The sequence below is a fragment of the Isoptericola sp. NPDC056618 genome (assembly GCF_042792715.1).
Classification (GTDB): domain Bacteria; phylum Actinomycetota; class Actinomycetes; order Actinomycetales; family Cellulomonadaceae; genus Isoptericola; species Isoptericola nanjingensis.
The window spans coordinates 7598-18946 of the sequence record NZ_JBHTVZ010000010.1 but is presented as its reverse complement, the minus strand read 5'-3'; the positions used below and the strand labels follow the sequence as shown (position 1 = coordinate 18946).

Annotated in this window: 9 protein-coding genes; 4 read left to right on the top strand and 5 right to left on the bottom strand. The window is 75.9% G+C overall.

The window, feature by feature from the left end; all coding sequences use genetic code 11:
• Window positions 1-121: 121 nt before the first annotated feature.
• The 4 genes from ACFQ8T_RS13155 to ACFQ8T_RS13140 all read right to left on the bottom strand — a co-directional run bounded on the left by ACFQ8T_RS13155 (window position 122) and on the right by ACFQ8T_RS13140 (window position 5209).
• The gene (locus ACFQ8T_RS13155) at window positions 122-1897 is read right to left on the bottom strand and encodes a cellulase family glycosylhydrolase (RefSeq protein ID WP_430546971.1); all 1776 of its coding nucleotides are present in this window, start codon (window positions 1895-1897) and stop codon (window positions 122-124) included.
• Between the two features lie 161 nt (window positions 1898-2058).
• A complete protein-coding gene (locus tag ACFQ8T_RS13150) occupies window positions 2059-2886 on the bottom strand; it encodes an ABC transporter permease (RefSeq protein ID WP_430546970.1) in 828 nt (275 codons plus the stop codon).
• Window positions 2883-3836 (bottom strand): ATP-binding cassette domain-containing protein, encoded by a 954-nt coding sequence (locus ACFQ8T_RS13145; RefSeq protein WP_430546969.1) that lies wholly within the window; start codon window positions 3834-3836, stop codon window positions 2883-2885. Before ACFQ8T_RS13145 ends, ACFQ8T_RS13150 begins: the two co-directional genes overlap by 4 nt.
• Window positions 3833-5209 (bottom strand): FAD-binding oxidoreductase, encoded by a 1377-nt coding sequence (locus ACFQ8T_RS13140; protein WP_430546968.1) that lies wholly within the window; start codon window positions 5207-5209, stop codon window positions 3833-3835. The genes ACFQ8T_RS13145 and ACFQ8T_RS13140 overlap by 4 nt, the downstream gene beginning before the upstream one ends.
• Before the next feature lie 222 nt (window positions 5210-5431).
• Between ACFQ8T_RS13140 and ACFQ8T_RS13135 the strand changes: the two genes are divergently transcribed.
• The 4 genes from ACFQ8T_RS13135 (at window position 5432) to gap (ending at window position 9031) form a co-directional block, all read left to right on the top strand.
• Window positions 5432-6250 carry a sensor histidine kinase gene (locus tag ACFQ8T_RS13135; RefSeq protein WP_430546967.1) on the top strand — a complete coding sequence of 273 codons (819 nt, stop codon included), beginning with the start codon at window positions 5432-5434 and terminating at the stop codon, window positions 6248-6250.
• On the top strand, window positions 6247-6924 hold the full coding sequence (locus tag ACFQ8T_RS13130; protein WP_430546966.1) for a response regulator: 678 nt from the start codon (window positions 6247-6249) through the stop codon (window positions 6922-6924). The genes ACFQ8T_RS13135 and ACFQ8T_RS13130 overlap by 4 nt, the downstream gene beginning before the upstream one ends.
• A 29-nt stretch (window positions 6925-6953) precedes the next feature.
• Window positions 6954-7925, top strand: coding sequence for a GlxA family transcriptional regulator (locus tag ACFQ8T_RS13125; protein WP_430546965.1), 972 nt, complete (start codon window positions 6954-6956; stop codon window positions 7923-7925).
• Window positions 7926-8032: 107 nt separating this feature from the next.
• Window positions 8033-9031 carry a type I glyceraldehyde-3-phosphate dehydrogenase gene (gap, locus tag ACFQ8T_RS13120; protein WP_430546964.1) on the top strand — a complete coding sequence of 333 codons (999 nt, stop codon included), beginning with the start codon at window positions 8033-8035 and terminating at the stop codon, window positions 9029-9031.
• A 23-nt stretch (window positions 9032-9054) separates the two neighbouring features.
• Here gap and ACFQ8T_RS13115 read toward each other — a convergent pair whose 3' ends face one another.
• Window positions 9055-11172: an alpha-glucuronidase gene (locus ACFQ8T_RS13115; protein WP_430546963.1), complete on the bottom strand. Its 2118-nt coding sequence runs from the start codon at window positions 11170-11172 to the stop codon at window positions 9055-9057.
• Window positions 11173-11349: the final 177 nt, after the last annotated feature.

Below are 11349 nucleotides of genomic sequence, written 5' to 3'. Positions count from 1 at the left end.
CGCCGTCGTCGTCCCCCGCGCCCCGGGCTCCCCCCCCCCCCCCCATCCACCGCGCTTTTTTATATCACCATCTTTGGGCCCGATTTATTATAATTCCCCCACGCTCGATGCAGACGTCGGGTCAGCCGACGGTGCCGGTGACCGTGTCGCCGCTGCGCGTGACGGTGTAGTCGACGGTGTCCCCGCTCCAGAAGTGGAACGTCAGCGAGACGGGCTCGCCGTCGCGCAGGGTGGCGAGGTAGGCCGGGCGCAGCAGGACGGCGCCGGCCTCCTCGTCCGGGGCGAACGACGCGTCGAACTCCTGGAACGGCGTCCAGCTCTGCGGACCGGCGCCCGTGCCGTCGGCGTATACGGAGGCCATGGTGGCGAGGCGGTCGCCGCGGAACTCCGTGGGGACCGACACGCCGCCGGCCACGGTGCCCGTGGCGTCGGCGAGCACGGGGGTGTCGGCCGCGATCACGTGGATCCGCCACGGCACCCCCGCCGAGAAGCGCGCCTCGAGCGTGGCGTGCTCGCCGTACGCGCCGTCGCCGACCAGCCGCGTCAGGTAGTCCGCCGCGAGGGTCACCTCGTCGCCCGCGACGGCGGCGTCCGCGGCCGGGACCGGCTCGCCGTCGAGGAACAGCCCCTCGAGCTGCGTGCCGTGCGGCTCGAGCGTGACGGTCTGCGCGGCCACGTCGCCCGGGCGGACGAACACCTGGTCGGTGGAGGCCGTGCCGGACCGGGTGGTCCAGCTCGACGAGATCTGTGCCCACAGCTCGGGGTCGCTCCACGTGAACCCGGTGCGGTCGAGGTGCTGCCCGTTGTCCCAGAGCATGGTCGTGACGCCCGCCTGGCGCGCCTGGTGGCCGAGCTCCTCGAAGAACGTCAGCTTCTCGCCCTGCTCGATCGTGCCGGTGTGGCGGTCGAAGCCGAGCAGCCCGTACTCGCCGAGGATCACAGGGACCCCCTGGTCGACGAACGTGGCGCGCACGCGGTCGAACGTGCCCGTCATGTCCGCCAGGGCGACGTCGTCGAACCGGGTGCCGCCCGCGACGTTCACGCTGAACGGCCAGTAGCCGTAGTAGTGCACGGTGGCGGCGAGGTTCGGGTCGTCGAGCTCGGCGATGGTGCCGGCGAGCGCGTCGAGCCGCTCCTGCCCGGCGTTGGTGTGCAGCGTGGGCAGCACGAGCACGCGGTCGGCGTTGCCGCCGCCGGACGCCCGGACCACCTCGTGGAACACGGTGTTGAGGTCGTCGAGCAGCACGTCGCCCTGCGCGTCGTCGACGCCGGCGAACTGGGGCTCGTTGAGGCTCTCGAAGAGCAGCCCGGCCGGGTGGTCGCGGAAGCGCTCGGCGAGCTGCTCCCACGTGGCGCGGAAGCGGTCGCGGACGCCGTCCGGGTCGGAGGACATCGCGTTCGTCCAGATCCACGAGTCGTGGTGGATGTCGAGCAGCACGTACAGGTCCTCGGCGAGCGCCTGGTCGACCACCTCCTCGACGCGGTCGAGGTACGCCGCGTCGAGGGTGAAGTCCGGGGCGCCGCCCTGGTGGTCGTCCCAGGTGACCGGGACGCGGATGCTGCGGAACCCCTGGTCCTTGACAGCGGCGATCAGCTCGGGCGTGACGCGCGGGTTGCCCCAGGCGGTCTCGTCCGCGCCCACGGAGTCGAGCGAGTTGCCGAGGTTCCAGCCCGGCTGCATCGCGGCCACCGTCTCGGCCGCGTCGGCGGCGCGGTGCGGGTGCGCGGGGTGCGCCGGATGCGCGGGGTGCGCCGGATGCGTGGGGTGCGTGGGGTGGGCCGGGTGTGCGGGGTGCTGCGGGTGCGCCGGTGCGGCGCCGGCCGGGGCGGCGAGCCCGGCGGCGAGCGCGAGGCCCGCCGCGAGCGCGGTGAGCGTCGTCCTGAGCGGTCGTTTCACGGTGGTGTGCCCTTCGTCGCGCACGGGTGGTGGACGTCGCGCCCCGACCGCCGGTGGACCGTCGCGCCCTCCGGATGTCGAAGCGCTTCGACGACCCTTCCGGGCTCGCCGTCGCCCTGTCAAGGACCTGAAACGTTTCGGATCCGCCGCGTCGCCGGCCGTCAGACGACCCGGCGGTAGACCACCACGGCGGCGGTGCCGAAGACGGCGAGGAAGGCCGCGCTCCAGAGCAGGGTGGCGGTGACCGGCCCGGCGACCGGGCCGCCGAGCAGCAGGCCCTGGCTGGCCTCGATCGCCCGGCTCACGGGGTTCACCCCGGCCCAGGCCTGCAGCCAGCCCGGCATCGTCTCGACCGGCGCCGCCATGCCGGTGCCGAACACGAGCGGGAACGGCAGCAGGAAGCCCACGGTGGACACCATGATCTCGTCGCGCAGCAGCACCGCCACGAGCACGGTCAGCCAGCACAGGGAGAAGCCGAGGACGATCGCCAGCCCGCACGCGGCGAGGGCCGGCAGCAGCCCCGTCTCGACCCGGAAGCCGAGCGCGTACCCGACGCCGAACAGCACGGCGAGGGCGATGACGTACCGGACGCCGTCGGCGAGGACGGAGCCCAGCAGCATCGAGGCGCGCGGCACGGGCATGCTGCGGAACCGGTCGAACACGCCCTTCTTCATGTCCTGCACGATGCTGAGCCCGGTCGCGACCTGGCCCGTGAGCACGGTGGTGAGCACGAGGATCCCGGGGAACAGGTACTGGAGGTACTCCTGCGTGGACCCCGCGACCGCCCCGCCGAACAGGTAGACGAACAGCACCAGGAACACGACCGGCAGGATCACCGCGTCCGCCAGCTCGCCCGGGTTGCGCCGGGTCTTGACGAGGGCGCGGCGCGCCAGGGCGAGGCTGTGCCGGGCGAGCGGCCAGCGGCGCGCGGGCGTCGTGCCGACCCGGTGGGCCGGCGCGGTGGGGGCGGTCGTCGCGGTGGTGGTCATGGTTCCTCCCTCGGGGTGGTGCGGGGGCCGTCGGTCAGGGCGAAGAAGACCTCGTCGAGGCCGGGCAGGCGCAGCGCCAGCTCGGTGACCGCGACGTCCGCGTCCTCGAGCCCGCGCACGACGGCGGCGAACACGCGCTCGTCGTCCACGGACGCCGTGACCGCGCCGCCGCGGGGCGGCGCGACGTCCTGCCCGGTGGCGCGCGCGACGACGACCGCCGCGGTGCCGACCTGGCCCGGGTCGCGCGGGCGCACGACCACCGTCTGCCCGCCGACCTGCTGCTTCAGCCCCGCCGGGGTGTCGTGGGCGATGACCCGGCCGCCGTCGATCACGGTGATCTCGTCGGCCAGGGCGTCGGCCTCCTCCAGGTACTGCGTGGTGAGGAGCACGGTGGTGCCGTCGTCGGCGAGCGACCGGATGGTCTGCCACAGCTCCTCGCGCCTGCCCGGGTCGAGGCCGGTCGTGGGCTCGTCGAGGAACAGGACGCTGGGCGAGCCGACGAGGCTGGCCGCCAGGTCGAGGCGGCGGCGCATCCCGCCGGAGTAGGTGGAGGCGCGCCGGCCGCCCGCGTCGGCGAGCCCGAACCGGTCCAGGAGCCGGGTGGCGCGGGCGCGGGCCTCGGGCGTCGGCAGGTCGAGCAGGCGACCGAACAGCACGAGGTTCTCGACGCCCGTGAGGTCCTCGTCGACCGTGGCGTACTGGCCGGTGAGGCCGATACGGCGCCGCACCGCGACGGGGTCGCGGCCCACGTCCACGCCGTCGACCGTGGCCCTCCCGGCGTCCGGCCGCAGCAGCGTGGCCAGCACCCGGATGGCGGTGGTCTTGCCCGCCCCGTTGGGCCCCAGGACGCCGAGCACCGTGCCGCGCTCGGCGCGCAGGTCGACGCCGTCGAGCGCCGTCGTCGCGCCGAACCTCTTGACGAGGCCCTCGGCCTCGAACGCGGCGCTCACGACGACGTCCCCGGGCCGGCCACGGCACGGGGCGCGCCGTCGAGGCGGCGCGCGAACAGGGCGCCCGGGTCGTAGGAGCGCTCGACCGCGCGCAGCCGGGCGAGCGTCGCGGGCGGGTACGCCGCGTCCAGGTCGGCCGCGGTGGCGGTGCCCTGGAAGTTCACGTACGCGCCGGTGCCGTGGGCCGCGACGCCGCGCCAGCCGGCCAGAGCGGCCTCGACGTCGGCGTCGGGCGCGTCCTGGGGGACGACGGCGCCGCCCACCACCAGCGCCTCGGCGTCGCGGTGCGCGAAGGCCGTCTCGTCGGGCAGCACCCGCGAGACCGCGCCGCCGAGGGCGCGCAGCGCGAGCGCGAGCGGCCGCGCGCCCGTGGACGCCGCGACGACGGCCGCCACGGCGTCGTCGTCGAGCCGCGGCACCAGCACGTTGCGGCCGACGAGGCGCACCCCCGGCGGGTGGTGGCCGCCCGCGGCGAGGACGTCGGCGTACGGCACGGTCGCGACGTCGTCGGCGAGCACGGTGCCGAGGCGCCGCAGGGGCTCGATCGACCGCCCGGCCGCGGCCGCGTCGTCGTGCGACGCGCACACCAGGACCGACGCGGACGCCGGACGGTCACCCCTGGCCGGCGCCAGCACCAACGTGCTGCTCAGCTCCTCGTCGGCCGTCCGCAGGGCGTCGCGCCAGCCCGCGACGAGGCCGGCCGGGTCGTCGGGGGCGAAGGAGATCGCGCCGTAGCGGACGTCGCCCACGCGGGCCGCGACGAGGTCGAGGCTCGTCACGACGCCGACGTGGCCGCCCCCGCCGCGCAACGCCCAGAACAGGCCCGCGTGCGAGTCCGGGCTCGCCACCACCGTCCGTCCGTCGGCGAGCACCACCCGGGCCCCGACCACGGCGTCGACCGCCAGGCCGTGCCGGCGCACCATCCACCCGATGCCGCCGCCGAGCGTCAGCCCGCCCACACCGACGCTCGCGGTGTCGCCGGAGGAGATCCCCAGGCCGTGCGGCGCGAGCGCCGCCGCGACCCGCCCCCACGTCGCGCCGGTGCCCACGCGCACCAGGCGCCGGTGCGGGTCCACCACCTCGACCGCGTCCAGGTGGCGCAGGTCCACGACGATCCCGCCGTCGTTCGTGGCGTGGCCGGTGAGGCCGTGCCCGCCCGAGCGGACCGACAGCGGCAGCCCCGCGCGGGCCGCGTACGTCACGGCGGCCGCCACCTCCGCCTCGTGGCGGGGGCGCGTGACCAGGGCGGGGGAGCCGGTGGCGAACACGGTGTGTCGCGCGTCGTCGTAGTCGTGGTCGCCGGGGACGACGACGTCGCCCAGCCCGGCGGGCGTGCGCCTGAGTGCTGGGGTGCTCGGTGCCGGGATGCTCATGGCTGTTCTCCTCGGTCCTCGGGCGTCCTGCTGAGGGCGTCCTTGCTGATCCGTCGGGTCGATCCTTCGCGGCGGGGGTGCCCCGGCGCGTCCGCCCGTCGGCGACACCTGCGGCTACCGGGCCGGGCGTCGGCCCGGCGTGGTCCTACCGCGCGGGGAGTACGCGCAGGGTGCTCCCCGCGCCGGATGCGGCGGCTCCCGGGCCGCACCTACGCTGCCGGGATGGGAACGGGACGGGCACGGGAGCGGATCCTCGCGGCGGGCTGGCTGGTGTCCCTCGGCGTCGCCGGCGTGGCGGTGCTCCAGTGGCGCGCGTACGTGCGCGAGGTGGAGCAGCGGGCCGAGGACGCCGAGCGCACGCGCGACGAGGTCGCCCGGCGCCGCGCCGTCGAGGAACGGCTGCGCATCGCCCGCGAGCTGCACGACTCCCTGACGCACAGCATCTCCGTGATCAAGATGCAGGCGGGCGTGGCCGCCCACCTCGCGCGCAAGCGGGGCGAGGAGCCGCCGCCCGCGCTGCTCGCGATCCAGGAGGCCAGCACGGACGCCGCCCGCGAGCTGCGCTCGACCCTCGACGTGCTGCGGCGCGACGGCGAGCCCAACGGGAACGGTCTCGACCGGCTCGGGGCCCTCGTCGAGCGCGCGGAGAACGCGGGGGTGCCCACCACCGTGCGGGTCGCCGGCGCCCGGCGCACCGTGCCCGCCGAGACCGACCAGGCCGCGTACCGCGTGGTGCAGGAGGCGCTCACCAACGTCGCCCGGCACGGGGGCCCGGCGGCGACCGCGACCGTGCGCGTGACGTTCGAGGCCCGCGAGCTCACCCTGCGGGTCGACGACGACGGCCGCGGCGCGCCGGGTGCGCCGGAGCCCGGGCACGGGCTCACCGGGATGCGCGAGCGCGTCGCCGCCCTCGGCGGCACGCTCGACGCCGGGCCGCGGGAGGACGGCGGGTTCTCCGTGCGCGTCGCCCTGCCGCTGCCGGCGCCGTCCGGGCTGCCCGCGGCGGCGGCCGGCACGGGCGAGCCGGCGGCCCGCGCGTGATCCGCGTCGGCCTCGTCGACGACCAGGCGCTCATCCGCTCCGGCATCCGCGCGCTGCTCGACGCGGAGGACGACGTCGAGGTGGTCGCCGAGGGCGCGGACGGGCACGACGGCGTGCGCCTCGCACGCGAGCTGCGGCCCGACGTCGTGCTCATGGACGTGCAGATGCCCGGGCTCGACGGCATCGCCGCGACCCGCGAGATCGCGGCGGACGACGCGCTGGCGGGCGTGCACGTCGTCGTGCTGACGAACTACGGCATCGACGAGTACGTGTTCGAGGCGCTGCGGGCCGGGGCGAGCGGGTTCGTCGTGAAGGACACCGAGCCCGCCGACCTCGTCGAGGCCGTGCGCGCCGCCGTGCGCGGGGACGCGCTGCTGTCGCCGGCCATCACGCGCCGGCTGATCAGCGAGTTCGTGGCCCGCCCCCCGGACGCGATCGCCCCCGACGGCCTCGACCTGCTCACGCCGCGCGAGCGCGAGGTGGTGGCCCTCGTCGCCCACGGCCTGTCCAACGACGAGATCGCCGCGCGGATGGTGCTCAGCCCGCTCACCGCGAAGACGCACGTCAGCCGCGCCATGACCAAGCTCGGCGCCCGCGACCGCGCCCAGCTCGTCGTGTTCGCGTACGAGTCGGGGATCGTCTCCCCGCGCTCGCGTCCCGCCGGCCGCGCGTAGCGGCGCCCGCGCTGCCTACGCTGCCTCCTGTGCCGGAACCGCCCCACCCGCCGGAGCGCCGCCGCCGCGTCGCCGTCCTCGTGCTGGAGGGCGCCAAGCCCCTCGACGTCGGCATCCCCGCGCAGGTCTTCACGACGCGCCCGAGCATGCCCTACGAGGTGCGGGCCTGCGCCGCGGCGCCCGGGCTCGTCACCGGCGGGGACGGCCTCTCCTACCACCTGGACCACGGCCTCGAGGCGTTGGCCTGGGCCGACGTCGTGTTCCTCCCCGGGTACCGGCACCCGGACCGCGACGACCCGCCGCCCGCCGTCGTCGACGCGCTCCTGGCCGCGCACGACCGCGGCGCGCGCCTGGCCGCCATCTCGACCGGCGCGTTCGCGCTCGCGGCCACCGGCCTGCTCGACGGCCGCCGCGCCACGACGCACTGGCACTACACGCGGGCGCTGGCGGCCAAGCACCCGAGCGTGCGGGTGGACGAGAACGTGCTGTTCGTCGACGAGGGCAACGTGCTCACGTCTGCGGGCGCCGCGTCGGGCATCGACCTGTGCCTGCACGTGCTGCGCGGCGACCTGGGCGTGGCGGCGTCGAACCACGCGGCCCGCCGCCTCGTCGCGGCGCCTTACCGCAGCGGCGGCCAGGCGCAGTACGTGCCCCGGAGCGTGCCCGAGCCGCTCGGTGAGCGGTTCGCCGCCACCCGCGAGTGGGTGCTGCACCACCTGACCGAGGACCTCGCCCTCGAGGACCTGGCCCGGCACGCGGCCGTCTCGCCGCGCACGTTCTCGCGCCGGTTCGCCGACGACACCGGGTACACGCCGATGGCCTGGGTGCTGCGGGTGCGCGTGGACGTGGCGCGCGAGCTGCTGGAGCGCTCGGAGCGCAGCATCGAGCAGGTCGCCGCCGACGTCGGGCTCGGGACGGGCGCGAACCTCCGCGCGCACTTCCGGCGCATCCTCGGCACGACGCCCAGCGAGTACCGGCGCACGTTCGCCCGCGGGGAGTGAGTGCCGGGACCCGGGCATGGCGAGATCCTTGCGGACCGTGGCGTGCGCGCCGGTGTTCGGCTCGTGCGACGGCGGCGAGCCTGGTGGCGACACGAAAGGAGGGTCACATGACCCGCATCGCCATCAACGGGTTCGGCCGCATCGGGCGCAACGTGGTGCGAGCGCTGCTCGAACGCGACAGCGACCTCGAGCTCGTCGCCGTCAACGACCTCACCGAGCCCGCGGCGCTCGCCCGGCTGCTCGCCTTCGACACCACGGCCGGCCGGCTCGGCCGCCCGGTCACCGCCGAGGACGACGCGATCGTCGTCGACGGTCACCGCGTCGCCGTGCTGGGGGAGCGCGAGCCCGGCGCCCTGCCGTGGCGCGAGCTCGGCGTCGACGTCGTGCTCGAGTCCACCGGCCGCTTCACCTCCGCCGACGCGGCGCGCGCCCACCTCGACGCCGGGGCGCGCAAGGTGCTCGTGAGCGCGCCGTCCGCCGGCGCGGACGTCACGCTCGCCCCCGGCGTCAACACCGGCGCCTACGACCCGGCCGCGCACACGATCGTCTCCAACGCGTCGTGCACCACCAACGCGCTCGCGCCGCTCGCGTCCGTGCTCGACGACCTCGCCGGCATCGAGCACGGGTTCATGACCACCGTGCACGCCTACACCCAGGAGCAGAACCTCCAGGATGCCCCGCACCGCGACCCTCGCCGCGCCCGCGCCGCCGCCGTGAACATCGTGCCCACCACGACCGGCGCCGCCAAGGCGATCGGGCTGGTGCTGCCGCGCCTCGACGGGAAGCTCTCGGGCGACTCGATCCGGGTGCCCGTGCCGGTGGGCTCGATCGTCGAGCTGAACGCCGCCGTCGCGCGCGACGTGACGCGCGAGGACGTGCTCGCCGCCTACCGGGAGGCCGCGCGGGGACCGCTGGCGGGGGTGCTCGAGTACTCCGAGGACCCCCTGGTGTCGTCGGACATCACGGGCAACCCGGCGTCGGCGGTCTTCGACTCCCTGCTGACGCGCGTCGACGGCCGGCACGTGAAGGTCGTGGCCTGGTACGACAACGAGTGGGGGTTCTCCCACCGCGTGGTCGACACCCTGGAGCTGCTCGCCGCGGGCTGACCCGGCCGCGTGGGCCGCTCGGCTCAGTGGATCGTGCGGCCGTGGGCGTCCGGGATCCCGGACTTCCGGAAGAAGTACGTGTTCAGCTGGTCGCGCCACTCGACGGCCGACCGCAGCTGCTCGGCGAGGCGCTCGCGGACGCGGGCGTCGACGTCGGGCGGGAGCGCGCCGGGGACGAGGTCGGCCAGCGACTCCCACGCCGCGACGGCCTCGCGCACCCGCTCGACACCCGCGAAGTGCGTGTCGTAGACGTGCTGGACCACGGTGACGCCGGAGCGCAGCACGTGCGTGTACGGCACGTGGTGGAAGAACAGCAGCAGCTCGTCGGGGCAGGTCGCGAGGTCCTCGTAGACGTCACGCCAGGGCGCCGGGTACTGGCCCGTGAACCCGGTCCCCGTGGCCCGGGTGCGGTCCACGCCGATGCCGTCGCGGTCGGCGAAGTGGTACGTGCCCCACGGCGTGTACTCGTAGCCGTCCACGTCCGGGCCGTAGTGGTGGCCGGGGCGCACCATGAAACCGACGCCCAGCGGCGCGGTGTACGACTCGTAGGTGCGCCACGAGTCGTCGAGCACCGCGTGCAGCGCCTCGCGGACCCGCGGCTCGACGCCGCCGTCCGGCCCGGCGAAGGTCAGGCCGACCCACTCGTCGAGGATGGTCGCCGGGTCGAGCGTCGGGTCCCACGCCAGTCGCCCGAAGGCGTACAGGTTCGCCTGCGCCAGCGGGTGGCCGGTCCAGAACCGGTCGTCGCCCACGTTCGAGACGGCGGCGATCCCCCCGCCCCCGGCGTCCGCGACCGCGGCCGGCGCGGACGTGCCGCGCCCGGCGACGACGTCGCGCACCGCGGCGCCGTCCGCGCCCTCTCCCCACGGCCGGAAGCCCAGGTTCTCGCTCCACCACGGCGCGAGGTAGCACGCGTGCCGCTGCTGGCCCGTGTACTCCTGCGTCACCTGCAGCTCGAGGGCCAGCCGGGTGGCGGGCATCCCCGCGAGGACCGGCGAGACCGCCTCGCGCGTCTGGAAGTCGATCGGGCCGTGCTTGACCTGCACCACCACGTTGTCCGCGAACCGGCCGTCCAGCGGCGCGAAGTGGTCGTACGCGGCGCGGGCGCGGTCGGTGGAGCGGTCGCGCCAGTCCTGCGCGTGGTCGTAGACGAACGCCCGCCAGTGCACGACGCCGTCGTGCGGGGCGACCGCCTCGGCCAGCAGGTTCGCGCCGTCGGCGTGGTCGCGCCCGTACGCGAACGGCCCCGGCTGGCCCTCGGAGTCGGCCTTGACGACGAAGCCGCCGAAGTCCGGGACCGCGGCCCAGACGCGGTCGGCGGCGGCGCGCCACCAGGCGCGGACGTCGTCGTCGAGCGGGTCGGACGTCGTGAGGCCGCCGAGCGTCATCGGCGCGGCGAAGCTCACGGCGAGGTGGGTGCGCACGCCGTACGGCCGCAGGGCGGCCGCGACCCGCGCGACCTCCAGCAGGTCGTCGGTGAGCAGCCGCGCCTCGCGGGCGTGCACGTTGACGTTGTTGATGCAGACCCGGTCGACGCCCGTCGCGGCGAGCAGGCGCGCGTACGCCGTGACGCGGGACAGGTCGTCGCGCACCCGGCCGTCGGCGTAGAAGATCGACCCGCCCGAGTACCCGCGCTCGACCTGCCCCATCACCGGGTGCACGTCCACGTTGTCCCAGTGGTCCAGCACGCGCAGCGCGAACGCGGGGGCGTGCCGCTCGTCGACGTCGGGCCCCGTGAACGCCGTCTCGCCGAGCCGCACCACGTGGAACCAGCCGTGCAGCAACGCCGTCGCCGTGGCCGCCGTGACGGTGACCCGGCCGCCGTCCCGCACGAGCCCGAACCCGGACTCGGCATCGAGCGTGCTGACGTGATCCTCATTCAGGCCGTTGGAGGAGGAATCCAGCACGCTCGATGCCTCGAGGAGGATGTCGGGGGAGTCGTCGGGGCCGACGACGGCGCCGCCGTACGCGGACGTCGCGCGCTCCGCCTCGCGGCGCACGGTGACGAGCACCTCGTCGTCCGGTGGGCCGACGACGGCGACTCGGCGTCGCCCGACGGCGGCCAGCGCGCCGTCGGGCAGCCAGGCCGCGTGCGGCGCGGGGTCGACAACGATTTCGGACGACGTCGTCTCGTCGGGCATGACAGGCCTCTCGGTCGGGTTTTCGACAAGCTCAACCGGCGGGTCAGCCGGTCGGGGGCGGGGGGGGGGGCGGGGGGGGCGGGCGCGGGGCGCGCCCGCGGGGCGCCGCGGCGGGGCGGGGCGCGGGGCCCCCGGGCCGCCGCGGGGGGGGGGGCGACGGCGGCGGGCCGCGCGAAG

Coding starts and splice junctions, on each gene's coding strand:
- ACFQ8T_RS13115 (WP_430546963.1), bottom strand. CDS start 11,172: ATGCCCGACGAGACGACGTCGTCCGAAATCGTTGTCGACCCCGCGCCG.
- gap (WP_430546964.1), top strand. CDS start 8,033: ATGACCCGCATCGCCATCAACGGGTTCGGCCGCATCGGGCGCAACGTG.
- ACFQ8T_RS13150 (WP_430546970.1), bottom strand. CDS start 2,886: ATGACCACCACCGCGACGACCGCCCCCACCGCGCCGGCCCACCGGGTC.
- ACFQ8T_RS13140 (WP_430546968.1), bottom strand. CDS start 5,209: ATGAGCATCCCGGCACCGAGCACCCCAGCACTCAGGCGCACGCCCGCC.
- ACFQ8T_RS13135 (WP_430546967.1), top strand. CDS start 5,432: ATGGGAACGGGACGGGCACGGGAGCGGATCCTCGCGGCGGGCTGGCTG.